Raw genomic sequence first — 16,331 nt, 5'->3', positions numbered from 1 at the left:
AGACACTCGCAGGAGCTGCGCGCACCACTACGGGGTCTTTGGAGCAGACGGCATCGCGGAAATAGGTTTTAGCAAGTACTGGCGCGAGACTTTAGTCTCGTGACGTAGGATGAAGCGAGTCTCCAGGCTCGCCGGGAACCACTGGCAGTTTTGCGCAGCGTCGGTTCGTGTAGCCCCTATGTTGGAGACACCGGGGAGCCGAACCCCCCAGAGGCGGCTTTCCTAGGTGCTGCCCCGTTTTAGGCCTGATTTCCGGAAAATAGCTGTAAACCGAAATAGCCTGAAATAAAAACGGGCAGGAAGCCCAGCTTGACGCTGCGTTTCCTGCCCGTTTGGGGTAAAAGGGTGGTATTCTATCTTGCTAACACCAGACGCTTGAACTCTACTTTCCCGTTGTAGATGATACGGCAGATGTACACGCCATTGGCTTTGCCTGAACCGTCAAACTCATACTGGTACGTGCTTCCGGCCGTTACCTGGCCTTTGTGCAAACTCTTCACCAGAGCACCGGTGGGGGACAAGATATCTACCAATACCTCTCCGTTTTCTGGAGCAGAGAACGCAATGGCGGTTCTATCCATGAACGGGTTAGGATACGCGCCCAACTGTACTCCCTGGCCCATAGCCGACACACTTTCTACAGAAGATGTTTGGAGGGTGGCAACAGCCTGGTACACCATGAACTCCCGGATTACCTCAGAGGCAGGTGCAAACACACCGTTCCCGTATTGAGTCGCTTTGATTCTTACTTTACCGGTACCGTGCAGCGTAACCATGTTTCCAGAAACCTTGGCTGGCCCCTGTAGCACGGTGAAGGTAACCGGCAAACCAGAGGTCGCGCTTGCTTCCAGCATGAACGGAGCATCGCCTAACGTCTTGTCTGGGATGGGAGCAAAGCTGATGGTTTGGGTTGCTTTGCTTACGGTAAACGTCTGCGTGACAGACGGCGCGGCTTCATAGATGGAATTACCGGGCTGCGTAGCCATTACGGTGATTTTACCAGTTCCTTCCACTATCAGCAGGTTATTTACAATGCGGGCCACCCCTGTGACTACTCTAAAGACCACCGGCAAGCCAGAGGTAGAGGTTGCCACAAGCGGAATTGGGCCCACACCGTAGGTCACATCTGGAAGCGGGCCAAAAGAAATGGTTTGGGCTACTCCTTCCACCACAAATTCCTGAATCACTTCCATGGCTGGCCTGAACTCGGGGTTACCCCACTGCGCGGCTTTGATTCTGACTACGCCCCGGCCCGTGATCACCAGGCTGTCACCTTCTACATAAGCAGGGCCTTGCAGTACGGTAAATTCAACCGGAAGATTAGAGGTGCTGTACGCCTCTAACTTGATTTTACGCGGATCTGTGATTTTACGGTCTGGAATCTCAAGGAAGGTAATGGTTTGGTTTGCCTTAGTGCCCGCCGTTGCAACTGCTGCGTCTGCCTGGACAAAACCATAGCCTGTCATGAAGTCAAAACCAGTGGAAAAACCCGAGAGGTAGGGATTATCCATGTCAATAGCGGTAGACTTTAATTTGTCTAAGATAGCACCCGGTGACATCTGGCCTTTTTGTTTTTCCTGCATCAACGCCGCTACTGCCGCCACGTGCGGGGCCGCCGCAGAGGTACCGAAGAAGTTAGGCAAGCTATCTGCATCTACGGGAGTGTCAGAACCAAAGAAGGTGTTATTTCCTCCGTCTGGGCCCACCACCTCTGGCTTCATGCGTATCCGCTGGGTGGTATAAGGAGATTCTTGCCCGGTGGTAGAAAGCAATACCGGTGTTCCGCCCAGGGAAGAAAAATTGTTAATCACCGGTCTTGTCAGGTTGGCATTGTACTGGGGAGTGTTGAACCAGGCAACAGCACCCACGGCAATGGCTCCCTGCGCATTGGCGTGGCCATACACGGTAGAGCTGTTGGTGACGTGCTCCGTTGGAACGCCGTTCCCAAAGTCAATCCATTTTATGAGCTGTGGGTCTGGGCCGCTGTACTTTACTACCGCAATCTCAATAGTAAGCGGCGCGTTTCCGTTGTTATTCAACGCGATGTACTCATAGGGGTCACGTCCCTCGTTACTTTGGGCAGAGGCCGTAAACAAGACGTTGTTGAAATACACCAGCAGGTCTAAATCGGTTTTGGCACCGGCGCCGCCACTCACAGAATAGAAGTCATCTGACCACTGGAACATGAGCTGGATACCGCTTCGGGCCGGAATGGTGATGGATTGTCTCAGGTCTCCATTCCCAAAATTGTGGGCCTCGCCCCAGCCCGGAATCGTTACTCCGGAATTTCTGAAGGGCGCCTGGTATGATTTTCTGGCGTTGTTACCGGCCGCACTGAAATAGGAAACGTTTCTTTTCACCACTTCATCTACCGCCTGCGCAATGATGCCGTCCTGGAACATGGGCTCGGCCAGGTAAATGATGTCATCTACCACAATGTTGCAACCGGCATCGGCCAAACCTAAAATGCCATTGGCGAAGGCCGCTTGACCGGGGTTAGCGGTATGGAAGGCGATTTTGGCCCCTGGTGCTACGTCATGCACAATTTCGGCCATGGCGCGGCCTTCATCTGTACCGGTAGGGGAATCTGACAATACCTGAACATCGGCGGGAAGATCGCCGGAGGCCACCCCTGCGGCCACACCGCCGGGAATTACTCCGTAAGAATCTGAAATCACCCCAATTTTGGAACCCAGGCCGGTCACGCCAAATTGCTGACGCGCCACATCTGCCTTAAGGGCACCGTCGCCCTCTGAGGTCACCAATCCTTTTTGGGGAGTGTACGCCGGTGAGGCATGGTTGAGGCTGCTGATTCCCTCCAGTTTCTCAATCTTGTCTACCGGAAAAAAACCAGACACCACCTTTTTGTAGGAAGATCCGTTCTTCAAGCCCAGTTTCTGGAGTTGCTCCAGCAAGGCTTTGCCGTCTGTTTCCTTAGAATAGGCATCAATGGCTACGTATCCATCCATGGCCTGCGCGGGCTTGGCTACCTGTAGCGCAGAAACGTCTTTTCTGGCCATTCGGGCTGAAGCCGTGGTGCTGGTTAAGGAACGTAACGCCTGATCTGCCTTGTAGTTTCCTTTGGATAGGCCCTGGCTTTGCGCCAGGTGCGCATTAAACAGTAAAAATCCGGCGCAGACAAAGAGCCTGCTGACACTTCGTAAATTTTTCTTCATGAAGCTTATGTATTCGTTTAAGTATATATTTTATTAATCCGATTCTAATCTACTAAATAGATTTGATGCAAACCCTACTTGATAGAAAGTAATTATTCTTTGTTTCCCATTGGAAGAAATCGGGTTCATTTAATAGTTGCATTTTGAAGCAGATAATAAGCAACCTCAAAAGCAGATGCCGGGCTTTGTGAAAGTGGGCCGTTTAGGAGTTGTTTTTCGTAAAACAGCCCTAAAACCTTTGAATAGACTCTGCTGGCAGGCAAAGCGAACCAGCGTATAGAACCACAGCCCGGCTGGCAAATGAGGCACTTCGCACCAAGGTTCATCTTACAGAGCCCCATTTTTATCATGGTTTCATCTTTGCATTCTCTGTACGCTTCAATAGTTCACTCTACTTAGAGCTTGTTTACATTTCCAATTCAGGAATTTCCTTGCCCCCATGGAAAAACGTTGGGTTACTGTACGTTTCAGGCCTATTCTTCAAAAAACAAGAGGAAAACAGGCCCCGGCTATTTTTTACGGCAAGAGAGCACCTTAAAATATTCTGGCCCCAGAACGCCGCCGCTTGCGTACAGATGGGTATTTTTGCAGAAGACTAAGCGCATACATTTTGATAGAAGTATTTACCGATGGTGCCTCGCGGGGCAATCCCGGCCCCGGGGGGTATGGCGTTATTCTCCGGTACGGCCCCCACGTGAAAGAACTCAGCGAAGGTTTCCGGAAGACCACCAACAACCGCATGGAGCTCCTGGCGGTGATTGTGGCCCTGGAAGCCATCACCAAACCCGGCATGCCGGTCACCATTTACTCAGATTCAAAATACGTGGTAGACGCCGTGGAGAAGAAATGGGTGTTTGGCTGGGAGAAGAAAGGCTTCACCGGCAAGGCCAACCCCGACCTCTGGCAGCGTTTCCTGAAGATTTACCGCAAGCACCAGGTGCGCTTTGTGTGGGTACGCGGCCACGCCGGCCACGCCGAAAACGAACGCTGCGACCAACTGGCCGTAGCCGCCGCCCTCCAACCCAACCTCCCGCCCGACAAAGGCTTTGAAGCCAACCCTACCGCGGGGTGATAATTTGAAGATGTGGAAATGTGGAAATGAGGAGATGAGGAAATGTGGAGATGTGGAGATGTGGAGATGAAGTTATTGAATTGGATCTTAGCCTTTTTGCTGGAATGGAAACGGTGTTGCACGTATTACATCAAAGCGGCTTAGGGTTTATCTAGAAAATCTCCTCATCTTCAAATCTTCAAATCTCCAAATCTCCACATCTTCAAATCAACAAAGTGGCCAACAACTATTTCCGGTTCAAGCAGTTTCTGATCAGGCAAGACCAATGTGCGATGAAAGTCTGCACCGATTCTTGTGTGCTGGGGGCTTATGCCGAAGTGGAAACGGCCCGCCGTATTCTGGACATTGGCGCAGGCACTGGTTTACTCAGCCTCATGGTGGCCCAACGTGCCCCCGCCGCGCAGCTGGAAGCCGTGGAAATTGACGCGGCTGCTGCCCAGCAGGCTCAGGAAAATATATCCGCCAGTCCGTGGGCTGGCCGGGTGCAGCTGCACCCGGCCAGTTTACAGGAGTTTGGGGCCACCCAGCCCCAACCGTTTGATGTGATCATCAGTAATCCGCCGTTTTTTCAGGCTTCCCTTACATCCGCAGACAAAGCGAAGAACCTGGCCAAACACACGCAATCACTTTCCTTTTCTGAGATCATCACCTTCGCCCAGCGTTTCTTAACCCCAGAGGGCAAATTGCATATTCTGCTGCCTCCGCATGAAGCCAGGGTCTTTGAGCGGGAAGCGCAACAGCGGGGCTTTTATACCTCCAGCACTCTGTGGTTAGAAGCTACGCCCAACGGGAAACTGTTACGCGCCATCCACACCTACTCCCGCCAGACCGGCGCTCCTGCTGAAAGTACGCTGGCCATCAGAGAGAAAGACCATACCTACACCCCCGCTTTCCAGGAATTGCTTAGAGAGTATTACCTGATTTTCTAACGCTGTTTTAAGCCTGTTTTCACCAAAACCGACGGAAATCAGCGCAGAAGAAGAAAGGCAGCGTAATGCCCGTTAGGAAGATCGTTTCAGAACAAAATCTCCACACGGTGAACCACTGTATTCTCTCGTTCTTCTACTTCCCTTACCCTGCTGGGTCTGTACCTCTGGCCAGCAAAGAGCAACAGATAAAGAAATGATGGTCTACGTAGGGACTTCTGCCAAATAACTTTGTAATCCCCACAGTTTCTATTCTCAGATTTTGCGCAGATTCTGAAAAACAGCCCAAAAACGAGAGAACTACGCTTACTGCTCCCGCTCTGTAAAGCAGATTCCAAACTGTTCCAGTTCCTCCAGAATAGGCTCGTAAAGGTCGGGGTGCAGCGGTACCACTACGCCAGTGGCAGACAATTTCCCTTCCAGTAGTAGCTTGGTGGCGATGCCGAGGGGCAAGCCAACGGTTTTGGCCATGGCGGTGTGCACCTCGTCATCCCCCAGCACCACCAGTGATGAGGTCAGTTTCCTTCGGGCACCGTTCAGCTCGTACTCAAACTGGTGCAGCATCACAATCATGTCTTTGTCGCCGGGGCTGAGTTTCCATTTCTGCACCAACAGTCTTTCCAGCGCTTGGGCAGGGGTGGCGTTCTCCAGGCCAATGGGAACCTCGTCAAACAAACCTGTCCATTCCACCAACCGCAATTCCTCTGATTCTGGGGCCAGACCAACTGAAGCCGCCACCCTTTCTTTGAGGGACGCTCCCGGGTGGGTAGCGGGCAGGAAACTCTCCACTAACGCACGGTACGTCATGCGCCCGGAGTCCTCCAGGGTGTAAGAATCATCGGTGAGGCCCAGTTGTACCAGCACCTGCCATGCCTGGCAGTACCCCGGGCGGCGCAGGGTGCCCCGCAGCATGGTGGGGATGTGCTGCAAGCCGTAAGGCTCCCGGTAACTGAGCGAATCGCGGTTGGCGTACCCGTCAAAGTCCCCGAAGCCGTCTACCTGAAAGGATTCTGTGCGCCCGAAAAGCTGCGGGTACGGGATGTATTTGTAGGTGCCGTTCTCTATGTATTTAGCCGTTCCCTGTCCGGCCAGAACCACGTTGCGCGGGTTCCAGGTGAATTTGTAGTGCCAGGGATTGTTGTCAGACTCGGGGGCCATCAACCCGCCGGTAAAGGATTTAAACGAGGTGATGTTTCCGCCCTGCCGCTGGATTTGGTGGATGAGGCGCATGGCAGACAAATGGTCAATGCCGGGATCCAGGCCGCACTCCATCAGGAACGTCAAACCTTTGGCTTGGGCCTCTTCGTGCAACTCTCTGATGTGCGGGGGCACGTACGAGGCGGTGACCAGGTGTTTTCCCTGCCTTAGACAGCCTTGGGCCACCAGCGGGTGAAACAAGGCCGGCAACATGGAGATGACCACATCGGCCCTGCCGATTTCTTCGTTCCGCTGGGCCTCGTTTTGTACATCAAAAGTGAAAGTCCTTACCTGCGCAGATTGCCGGAGTTTGGACGCCAGGTGATCTACAGCCACATCGCCAATGGAAATTTGCCAGCCATACACAGGGGCGTTGGCCAGCAGGTAGTCAATGAGCACGGTGGCAGAGCGGCCAGCGCCCAGGAGCAGAATCTTCTTCATAGTACGGGTTCAGAATGGGGCCTTAAAATGAACATTTTCTTCGGCCCAGACAACTTTCCTTGCTTTTCTAGGCCAACTTATTAACTTTGGCCCCCGTACGTGCCCGTGCGGAAACCGCACTTTATGATAGAACAAGTACAACTCAACATTACCTATGAGGTAGTGTCTTCCATAGAAGAATTAACCGAACAAGAACGGCAGGTGTTCCACCTGGCCCAACAAGCCACCGACAACGCCTATGCCCCCTACTCCAATTATCTGGTAGGCGCTGCTTTGCTCCTCTCAGACGGCAGTACCCACCAAGGCACCAACCAAGAGAACGCCGCCTTCCCTTCTGGGCTCTGCGCAGAACGCACGCTGCTGTTTGGGGTGGGTTCCAATCACCCAGATAAAACCATAGAGCTTATGGCCGTGACCGTTCGGCGCAGGCACGAAAGCCATTTCCTGAAAGCCTGCCCGTGCGGTGCCTGCCGCCAAGTTTTGGCGGAGTACCAGAACCGGCAGCACTCCCCTATCCGGCTGCTCCTGCAAGCCGAAGACGGTAAAATCACCCGCCTCAAATCGGTGGAGGATCTGCTGCCTTTTATGTTCACGAAAGATATGCTGTAAAGTGGCGGCTACCCACAGAACCATTGCTGTGCCGCGCACGGCGCATCTCCATCAACTGGGCACCCTTTCTGCGGAAACCAAGCACCTCTGGATTGCCCTGCACGGCTACGGCCAACTGGCCCGCTATTTCATCCGGCACTTTGAGCCTCTACTAGATGAACAGACGGTGGTTATTGCCCCCGAAGGGCTTTCCCGCTTTTACCTGGGAGAAATGTCGGGCCGCGTGGGAGCCTCCTGGATGACCAAAGAAGAACGCCTCCATGAAATCACTGATTACACCACGTATCTGAATTTGGTGCGCGAAATGGCGTTGCAAGAAGCTCCGCAGGCAGAACTGCACGTACTGGGTTTCTCTCAGGGAGCAGCCACGGCTTGCCGATGGCTGGCGCAGGCACAATGGCCGGTCGCAGAACTGGTGCTTTGGGCCGGCATGTTCCCCGAGGACATGGAAATGGCTTCGGCCAGCCAAACCTTGCTTCACACCCGCCTGACGTACGTATATGGCTTGCAAGACCCTTTCATAGGCGATGGCAAAGTACAGGAACAGCTCGCGCGCGTACAAACGGCAGGCCTGACCCCTCACCTCCTCCCCTTTGCAGGAAAGCATGAACTGAACCGCGAGGTTTTGCTGCAGTTGAAAAACAGGGGTAGTTCTGAGAAAGCAGTGGTAAACTAGAATAGAACACTTGCGGGACGCGAGCGAGTGAAACCTAACATTTCATTTTAGGCCTGTTACCTGGAAAAGAAGGCAAAAACCTTTCTTCTTTGTCATCCTGAAAGGATGACAAAATGGGGGAGAATGCAGGATGAAAGCAGAGAATAGATCAGGATGAAAGCAGGACGAAAAAGAAGGTGTAAGTAGGGCGAATGCAGGCTGCAAAGACAAGACTGGGCATTTACTGGTTACAGTAGCAAAGTCAATCCGGTTACTTCTCCCAGATACCCGGCACTACAATCTCCAGCAAATGCTGGTCTGGGTCACGGAAGTAACAGGACCTGCGGGCATGGGGCCAGGTCTGCTCGTGCTCAATGGTAATGTTGGCTCTCTGTAGCTTCACTTTCCAACCTTCGTACTGCGCGGCTTCGCACTCAAAAGCCAGATGCAGTTGCCCATTGCCGAAGTGGGGCGGCAGGTCTTTGCTTTCGCGGGTTTTCTGCGCGTTGAAACACAGCAACACCGAACCTCCCACTCTAAAAAACACATGTCGCCCGGGTACCTGGCCTATGATGGGCAGGCCCAGCACTTCATTATAGAATGTAGTGGCGCGCGTCAAGTCCTGCACGTACAGACACGTTTCCTTTATTTTGGTGAATTCCATGGACTAGGTCTTTACACCTGCAACGAAACCACGCCGCAGAAAGATTTACCCTTTTCAGGCTGATTTTGCCAAAACAGCCCAAAAGCAGCGAGGCTCACCAGTACATGAACCAGTGAGCCTCGCTGTTCTGAAAGACAGTAATTACTGCTTGTTGATGATGGTGGCTGAGGCCTGAGCGGTTGGCAGAATCAGCACTTCGGCTAAATTCACGTGCTTGGGTCGGGTGACCATAAACAGAATCAGGTCAGCAATGTCTTCCGCTTTGAGCGGTTCAAATCCTTGGTACACGCTGGCGGCCCGTTGGGTGTCTCCTTTGAAACGCACTTCTGAAAACTCGGTCTCTACGGCGCCGGGGTTTATTTCAGATACTTTTATGCCTTCGTGCACCAGGTCAAGGCGCATGGCTTTGGAGAGGGCGTCTACCGCAAATTTACTCGCGCAGTACACGTTCCCGTTGGCGTACACCTCTTTCCCGGCAATAGAGCCTATATTGATGATGTGGCCGGTTTTGCGCTCAATCATGATGGGCAGCACTTCTTTGGTCACGTACAGCAGGCCTTTCACGTTAATGTCCAGCATGGCTTCCCAGTCGTCCATATCGCCGTTCTGGAAAGAAGCCAGCCCGTGGGCGTTTCCGGCGTTGTTTACCAGAACATCCACTGAACGCCACTCGGCGGGCAAACTGGTGAGGGCTGCTCTTACCGCCTCTTTGTTGCGCACATCAAATTCCAGCGGATAGATGTTCTCTGGGCCAAACTGTTGCACCAGTTCTTGCAGCCTTTGGGTACGGCGGCCGCTGGCAATGATCTTAAAGCCCTGCTGAGCTAATGCGGTAGCGGTTGCCCGGCCGATGCCGGAGGTGGCCCCTGTCACCAAGGCGATCTTCTGCGTCATAAGAAACCTATTCAAAATTTAGGTAAAGCGTGATGGTATTGGTGTTGAGTTGCTGAATACTGTTGTTGTACACCGTTGGGTAGGGCTCATGTACGTTGGTGATGCCTCTGGAATACCGTATTTCAGGCGCAAACTTAAAGAAGGGATAGAACATGTCTAGCCCCACGCCATATTCTATGGCAAAGTCCATGCTTTTCACCTGCAGAAACTCCTCCCCTTTTTTCTGTCCGCCCACTACCAGTGAGGGTTTGATGCCTCCTATAAAGTACATCTGGGTGTTTTTGCGCCGCTTGGACTCATATTTCACCAACAGCGGAAGCTCGCCGGCAAAGGTATTCAGTTCCTGCAGTTTGTCTCCGCCCTCAAAGCCGGTCACCGGATTGGCAGGGATGCCTTTGTACTCGATGACCCGGCTGTGGTAGCCCACCCCCGGCTGCGCGCGCAGCACCACATTCTGGTTGAGCCGGTAAGAGGTGATAAAGTTCACGTTAAAGCCGATGCCGGTTTTCTCGTTCACCGAAAAACCCGGATTGGTCTGTATCTGCTCCACGTAAAACTGGGAATGTTCCAGTTGGTACCAAGACCCGTTCACGCCCAGCGAGAAACCCCAGCGCAGGCGTTTGAATTCATAGCCCGGCAGGTTCTCGCCTTTCAGGTTGCCTTGGGCCGCTACTTGCTGACTAATGCCAAACAGAGCCAGCAGGAAGAGGAATACTACTTTGTACCGGTGTAAATGGAGCTGATGCCGAAGGTAAGTGAATGCCATTTTGTGTTTTTAAAGCCGATTCTTTGAAAGATTGCCAGGAAGTTATTGCCGTCTGGGAACGCCTGCACCGATTCTGGCAGGTACGTGTAGGCGGCATTGTCTTTGGAGATCAGTTTCCCGAAAACGGGCAAGATATGTTTGAAGTAGAAATTATAGCCTTGTTTCATGGGAAAAGCCTGGGGTTTGGAGAACTCCAGAATCACCGCCATGCCGCCGGGCTTCAACACGCGCAGCATCTCTGCCAGCCCTTTCTCCAGATTCTCAAAGTTGCGCACGCCAAAGGCCACCGTGATCGCATCAAAGTGGTTGTCGGGGAACTGGATGTTCTCAGAATCGCCTAGCTGCAACTGTACCAGATGGCTCAGGCCGCGCTTGCTTATCTTCTCGCGCCCCACCTGCAACATGCCCTCAGAGATATCAATCCCGATGATCTGTTTTGGGTTGAGTTGCAGGGTTTCCAGGGCAAAATCACCGGTGCCGGTGGCAATGTCCAATATGTGCTGGGGCTTTACCGGTGCCAACAGTTTCACCGCCTTTTTGCGCCAGTAAATGTCTACCCCTGCGCTTAGGAAATGGTTGAGAAAATCATAGCGTTTGGCAATGCTGTTGAACATCTGGGCCACCTGCTTCTTCTTCCCATCTTCCTGGTCTTTGTACGGAACTACTGACATGTACTACTTTTAGTTTAAGGGGGCAAAGCTACTATGCAATAACTAGATTTTCTGCATTATGTTGTCTTCCGTCCTCTTATAATAGCAGAGCCCCGGCCAAATGACCGGGGCTCTGTTTTAAGCCTATTTTCTCAAAATAACGCAGAAATCGGTTCGCTTATTGCTCTTCCTGGCTTCTGATCACGTTGAACTCGGTACGGCGGTTCAGCTGCATGTTCTCAGGAGAATCATTCGGCGCAGCCGGACGACGCTCCCCGTAAGAAACGGTGATCATGCGGTTGCTAGGAATACCCTGTTTGATCAGGTAGTTGTAGGCCGCCATGGCCCGGTTCTCACCCAAGGTCACGTTGTACGCATCTGAGGCACGGGAGTCTGTGTGGCCATCTATGGAAATACGCAGGCTTGGGTTGGCTTTCATGACCCGCACAAGGTTATCCAACTCAGAGATAGACTCAGGGCGCAGGTTGTATTTGTCTGTGTCATAGTAAATTCGTTTGAAAACGAAAGCACCTGTTCCTACACCAGAAGTGTCTTCAAAGGCAATGTAGAAATCTTTCTCAAACACGGTGGTGTCACTCAAAGACAAAGGCACCTCGTACTGCTCAGTGGCTAAGGTTCTGCCATCTCTGGTTAGGGTCACTTGGTACGGACGGGCCGAGAGCACAGATACCTGGTAGTTTCCAGAATCTGGCTTGGTTACGTCACGGTACTCCAGCGGAGCGTTGCTGGCGGTTGTACCAGTGAACACCAGTTCCACACCCGGGATAATGGTAGAGTCACGCAGGCTGTATACATGGCCCCGCACATTGGCATTGCGGATGTAGTTGATGGTGTAAATGTCTTTCTCACCGTAGCCACCCATGCGGTACGAAGAAAGGTACGCGTAAGACCCGTCTGGGCTTAAGCGGTAGTAGGTGTCATCATCTGGCGTGTTTACCGGGTAGCCCATGTTCTCTGGCCTGCTCCAGCGGCGCGCCACGGTATCAAATTTGACAGTGAAGATGTCATACCCGCCCATGGTGTTATGACCGCGTGAGCTAAAGTACATGGTTAAACCATCTGCCGTGAAATACGGGCTATCCTCATCAAAAGCAGTGTTTACATTGTTCCCGAAGTTCTTTGGCGCACCCCAGTCGCCGTTTGGCTGACGCTGGGCATAGTAGATATCAAGGTCACCGTTCTCAGAGAACTGGCTGGTAGAGAAGTAAAGGGTAGAACCGTCTCTGGTAATGAAGGCGTCACTCTCAAACCCTTTAGAGTTGATGTTCTTGCCCAGTTTCTGTGGCTGGCCCCAGTCTCCGCCGTCGCGGCTGGTGACAAAGATATCACCGCCTTCGTCCTGACGGTACATCAACAGTTTAGAGTCATTGTCAAACAACTGGATAGAGGCATCATGGCCGGTACCGTTCAGACGGCTGCTCAAAGATTTAGGCGTTTCCCAGGAATCAACCCCTAAGCGGCGGCTTTCAAAGATATCTTCAAAGTACTCACCGTCTGCTGCTTCTTTCCCACCGGTAACGGCAGCGCTCCGGGAGGTGAACAGCAGGTAATTGTCATCTGAAGAAATAACGGGGCTGTGCTCAGAGAAAGGCGTGTTAATGGTTGGCCCCAGGTTCTTCACGAAGAAATCTTTGGGGTTGGCCACTTCTCTCTTGGCGTTGCGGGCATGTTGGATAAGCAAGGCCGCCTGTTCTTTCCCGTCGGTGTCGCGTTTTCCCAGGGAGGCCTGGTAGGCTTGCGCGTTCTTGATGGCGTTGTCAAACTCATAGTTCACCAGGTCAACCCGCCCCAGCCAGTAGAAAACATCATCATCTACGTTGGGCTTCATTCTGTAGGCCTTGTAGACATACTCGCTGGCTTTTTCCTTGTCAAAGGCAATTAAGCTGATACCTGCCCGGTACATGGCCTTTGCATTATTAGGATCACGCTCCAGGGCACGCTCATAGTAAGGCAACGCCGCCCGGAAATTCGCCTGGTTAAATAGTTTATCTCCGCTCCGGACAAGTTTACGGGTACTCTGGGCCATGACCGTGGAAGCCATGAGAAACAGTGTCAGAAAAAATAATGATGTTCTAAACAACCGCTTGTCTAAGTGATTCATAGTGTAAAGGTAAAAGTTTAGGGATAGTAGCTACTTTATAGGGGAAATAACGAGTAAATGAACCGGTGGTCTGGGGCTGCCTTGTGCCCCTCTCCCAGTAATTGGTGGTCTTTGAAGAGCCTCACAATAATATCAAAAATCTTAAGATTGTTAATTTCTATTTTTAAATTGTTTCAATGCTATTATCAACAAAGTGCCGCAATATAGAAAAACTATCTTAACTGATAATCATATCCACAACCCTTGTACGCCCTACGATACTGTGATTTAAGTTAAATGGTTACTATTTACCTAAGATTGCCCGCCTAGAATTGCCCGCGGCGAGATTTTGAAAGGGTTAGCGGTTTATTTGATACCTTTGTGGTAATAATAAAAGGAGGAAGTACCATGATCATTAAAGATGCAAAGTTCGTTACCAGCAATACCCGCGCCGACTTGTGTCCGCAGACGGATCTGCCAGAATATGCCTTTATTGGTCGTTCCAATGTGGGCAAGTCTTCGCTCATCAACATGCTTACCAACCGGCTTAAACTGGCCAAGACCTCTTCTTTCCCGGGAAAGACCCAGTTAATCAACCACTTCTTAATCAATGACAACTGGTATCTGGTGGATTTGCCGGGCTACGGCTGGGCCAAGGTAAGCAAAGACTCACGGGAAGCGTGGCGCAAGATGATTCTCTACTACATGAAGAACCGGCCTAACCTGGCGTGCGTTTTTGTGTTGATTGACTCACGGCTTCCCCCGCAGAAACCAGACCTGGAATTCATGGAACTTCTGGGAACCATGGGCGTACCTTTTGTGCTTATCTTCACTAAAACAGACAAGCAGTCTGGCATGAAAACTGATATGAACATTTCGGCATTTATGAAGGCGCTGCAGGAAAACTGGGAAGAGTTGCCAAAGTACATGAAGAGTTCCTCTACCTCTAAAGAAGGCCGCGACGAGATCCTTCAGTTCATTAGTGACGTAAACCAGCGGTATCAGGAAGAGCGCCGGGCATAAGTGCTGTTTTAAAGCCTAATTTTAAAGAAATGAACGTAAAACACCTTTTTATTGCCGCTCTTTTCGCATTCTTCACCGCGGGTGCGGTGGCCCAGACCACCAAGCCTGCCACCGCCCAGACCGGGAAATTACCGGTGGCCGAACATTACCCAGGCGGGCAGGATTCTCTGGTGGCGCACCTGCAGCGCAACATCCAATACCCGGCCCTGGCCAAACGCAACCGGGTAATGGGAACCTGCATCATCCACTTCACCCTTACGGAGGAGGGCGCCATCAGCAATGCCAAAATTCTTAAGGAAGTAGGCGGCGGCACCGGACAGGAGGCCCTGCGCGTGGTGAAACTCCTCAAATTCAACGCCCCGGGCTACAGCCAGCAATACAGCGTGCCCGTGAACTTCAAACTATAATCATTCATCATAACCTAACTTAGCTCTATGTCCTTTGACCTGAAAGAGATCGCTTCTATTTCTGGTATGCCCGGCCTCTACAAAATTGTAGCCCCTACCCGCAATGGAATCATTGTAGAAAGCCTCACCGAAAAACCAACCCGGAGTGTCGCCCAGGCCCGGAACAAGGTTTCTATTCTGCAGGAAATCTCTATGTACACCAATGACGAGGAACATACGGTTCCCCTGGCGGAGATCTTTGACAGAATCAGAAAACAGTACGGCTCTGACCTACCGGTAAACGCCAAGTCCAGCACCCAAGAGTTGGCTTCCTTTTTAGAATCGGTTCTTCCAGACTATGACCAGGAGCGCGTGTATGCCTCAGACATGAAGAAGCTGGCGCAGTGGTACACCATTGTGAACCAGTTTGTGCCTTACACAGAGGCCTCTGAAACAGACACGGCCACCGCTGAGAACACTCAGGACGAAACCTCAGCCTCTGCCGAGAAATAATCCCTGACCAGCAGAAACAGCCCATAAACGCCGCGGCCCCCGTCTTAAGACGGGGGCCGCGGCGTTTATGGGCTGTTTCTGCTTAATTTGCCAAAAAGGGGCGGTTTACGCCAACACAGAAGCGGCTCTGGCCGGTCTTTCCCTGGCTACCAGCAAGTTCTCCACTTCATCTACCATTTCCTTAGACCCTATGTAAAAGGTGCAGCGCTGGTGCAGTTCAGAAGGTTGAATCTCCAGAATGCGCTGACGACCGTCAGACGCTTTCCCGCCGGCCTGTTCCACCAGAAATGCCAGGGCGTTACACTCATACAGTAATCTAAGTTTGCCTCCCGGCGATTTCAACGTATTGGGGTACAAGTAAATACCGCCTTTGAGCAAATTTCGGTGGAAATCGGCCACCAAGGATCCAATGTAACGGGCAGCGTAGTTCCGCACGCGGCACAGCTCTACGTAATGCTTGATGCTTTCTGGGAAATGGTTGAAGCCGCCTTCGTTGACAGAATAGATATTGCCATTTTTGGGCGTGGTAATGTTGGGGTGCGACAGGAAGAACTCGCCCAGGGAGGTCTCATACGTAAACCCGTTCACGCCATTGCCGGTGGTGTACACCAGCATGGTGCTGGAGCCATAGATCACGTACCCGGCGGCCACTTGCTCCGTGCCTTTCTGGAAAAAGTCTTCCATGGTAGCCTCCGTCCCTGTCTCAGAGATGCGGCGGTAAATAGAGAAAATAGTCCCTATGGACACGTTCACGTCAATGTTGGAAGAACCGTCCAGCGGGTCAATGGCCACAATGTACTTGCCTTTGTTGTTGCCGGTATGGATCACATCTTCCTCTTCCTCAGAAATAACGGCGCATACCTCGCCGCCGTTGCGCAGAGCCCGTATGAAGCGGATGTTGGCCACCACGTCTAACTTCTGCTGATCTTCTCCCTGCACGTTCTGTTTCCCGTAGGCTCCTCCAATATCTGTAAGACCCGCATGGTTTATGGCGCGGTTTACTATTTTTGCCGCCAACGCTATGTCGCGGAGCAACTGAGACAATTCACCGGTGGCATAGGGGAAATCTTCTTGTTTCCGCATGATGAAACGGTCAAGGGTGGTGCCCACCGGAAGAGCCAGGTTTTCTTTTAGTGTCATAGGATAAGGTAGATAAGTGAACCGATAAGATTACAACAGCTTACTGCTTCATTTACAAAAATAGCAATTAAACAAATACCAAATACACCGTATTTAACACATTTACAAAACACCCGCA

General features: G+C 51.9%; 15 protein-coding genes. 7 read left to right on the top strand and 8 right to left on the bottom strand.

The window, feature by feature from the left end; translation table 11 throughout:
• Nucleotides 1-353: 353 nt before the first annotated feature.
• A complete protein-coding gene (locus HHO50_RS09300) occupies nt 354-3,176 on the bottom strand; it encodes a S8 family serine peptidase (RefSeq protein WP_181305742.1) in 2,823 nt (940 codons plus the stop codon).
• Nucleotides 3,177-3,786: 610 nt separating this feature from the next.
• On the opposite strand from HHO50_RS09300, the gene rnhA reads away from it, so the two are divergent.
• Nucleotides 3,787-4,248 (top strand): ribonuclease HI, encoded by a 462-nt coding sequence (rnhA, locus tag HHO50_RS09295; RefSeq protein WP_181305741.1) that lies wholly within the window; start codon nt 3,787-3,789, stop codon nt 4,246-4,248.
• 215 nt (nt 4,249-4,463) lie between these two features.
• Entirely contained in the window at nt 4,464-5,177 is a 714-nt protein-coding gene (locus HHO50_RS09290) for a tRNA1(Val) (adenine(37)-N6)-methyltransferase (protein WP_370457557.1), read from the top strand.
• Nucleotides 5,178-5,480: 303 nt separating this feature from the next.
• On the opposite strand, the gene HHO50_RS09285 is transcribed toward HHO50_RS09290, so the two are convergent.
• Entirely contained in the window at nt 5,481-6,812 is a 1,332-nt protein-coding gene (locus HHO50_RS09285) for a saccharopine dehydrogenase family protein (RefSeq protein ID WP_181305740.1), read from the bottom strand.
• Between the two features lie 123 nt (nt 6,813-6,935).
• Here HHO50_RS09285 and HHO50_RS09280 point away from each other — a divergent pair, with 123 nt between their 5' ends.
• Both HHO50_RS09280 and HHO50_RS09275 read left to right on the top strand, forming a co-directional pair.
• Nucleotides 6,936-7,421, top strand: coding sequence for a cytidine deaminase (locus HHO50_RS09280; protein WP_181305739.1), 486 nt, complete (start codon nt 6,936-6,938; stop codon nt 7,419-7,421).
• A 28-nt stretch (nt 7,422-7,449) separates the two neighbouring features.
• The gene (locus tag HHO50_RS09275; protein ID WP_370457556.1) at nt 7,450-8,097 is read left to right on the top strand and encodes an alpha/beta hydrolase; all 648 of its coding nucleotides are present in this window, start codon (nt 7,450-7,452) and stop codon (nt 8,095-8,097) included.
• Nucleotides 8,098-8,347: 250 nt separating this feature from the next.
• Here the strand turns inward: HHO50_RS09275 and HHO50_RS09270 are convergent, their stop codons facing one another.
• From HHO50_RS09270 to HHO50_RS09250, 5 genes are all read right to left on the bottom strand, one after another.
• Nucleotides 8,348-8,740 carry a VOC family protein gene (locus HHO50_RS09270; RefSeq protein ID WP_181305737.1) on the bottom strand — a complete coding sequence of 131 codons (393 nt, stop codon included), beginning with the start codon at nt 8,738-8,740 and terminating at the stop codon, nt 8,348-8,350.
• 141 nt (nt 8,741-8,881) lie between these two features.
• Entirely contained in the window at nt 8,882-9,634 is a 753-nt protein-coding gene (locus HHO50_RS09265) for an SDR family NAD(P)-dependent oxidoreductase (RefSeq protein WP_181305736.1), read from the bottom strand.
• A 7-nt stretch (nt 9,635-9,641) separates the two neighbouring features.
• Nucleotides 9,642-10,400, bottom strand: coding sequence for a porin family protein (locus tag HHO50_RS09260; protein WP_181305735.1), 759 nt, complete (start codon nt 10,398-10,400; stop codon nt 9,642-9,644).
• A complete protein-coding gene (gene ubiE / locus HHO50_RS09255; RefSeq protein WP_181305734.1) occupies nt 10,349-11,071 on the bottom strand; it encodes a bifunctional demethylmenaquinone methyltransferase/2-methoxy-6-polyprenyl-1,4-benzoquinol methylase UbiE in 723 nt (240 codons plus the stop codon). The genes HHO50_RS09260 and ubiE overlap by 52 nt, the downstream gene beginning before the upstream one ends.
• A gap of 157 nt (nt 11,072-11,228) precedes the next feature.
• The gene (locus HHO50_RS09250) at nt 11,229-13,172 is read right to left on the bottom strand and encodes an OmpA family protein (RefSeq protein ID WP_181305733.1); all 1,944 of its coding nucleotides are present in this window, start codon (nt 13,170-13,172) and stop codon (nt 11,229-11,231) included.
• 387 nt (nt 13,173-13,559) lie between these two features.
• Here HHO50_RS09250 and yihA point away from each other — a divergent pair, with 387 nt between their 5' ends.
• The 3 genes from yihA to HHO50_RS09235 are packed head-to-tail and all read left to right on the top strand — an operon-like array spanning nt 13,560 to nt 15,073.
• Complete coding sequence (gene yihA / locus HHO50_RS09245) at nt 13,560-14,174, top strand: ribosome biogenesis GTP-binding protein YihA/YsxC (RefSeq protein ID WP_181305732.1); 615 nt, start codon at nt 13,560-13,562, stop codon at nt 14,172-14,174.
• Between the two features lie 29 nt (nt 14,175-14,203).
• Nucleotides 14,204-14,581: an energy transducer TonB gene (locus tag HHO50_RS09240; RefSeq protein WP_181305731.1), complete on the top strand. Its 378-nt coding sequence runs from the start codon at nt 14,204-14,206 to the stop codon at nt 14,579-14,581.
• Nucleotides 14,582-14,608: 27 nt separating this feature from the next.
• Nucleotides 14,609-15,073 (top strand): DUF5606 domain-containing protein, encoded by a 465-nt coding sequence (locus HHO50_RS09235; RefSeq protein WP_181305730.1) that lies wholly within the window; start codon nt 14,609-14,611, stop codon nt 15,071-15,073.
• A gap of 105 nt (nt 15,074-15,178) precedes the next feature.
• Here the strand turns inward: HHO50_RS09235 and fbp are convergent, their stop codons facing one another.
• Nucleotides 15,179-16,213 carry a class 1 fructose-bisphosphatase gene (gene fbp / locus HHO50_RS09230; protein WP_181305729.1) on the bottom strand — a complete coding sequence of 345 codons (1,035 nt, stop codon included), beginning with the start codon at nt 16,211-16,213 and terminating at the stop codon, nt 15,179-15,181.
• Between the last annotated feature and the right edge of the window lie 118 nt (nt 16,214-16,331).

The sequence above is a fragment of the Rufibacter sp. XAAS-G3-1 genome (assembly GCF_013623775.1).
GTDB lineage: Bacteria > Bacteroidota > Bacteroidia > Cytophagales > Hymenobacteraceae > Nibribacter.
Note: the sequence above shows the minus strand (reverse complement) of the source record. Positions and strands in the feature narration are given on the sequence as shown.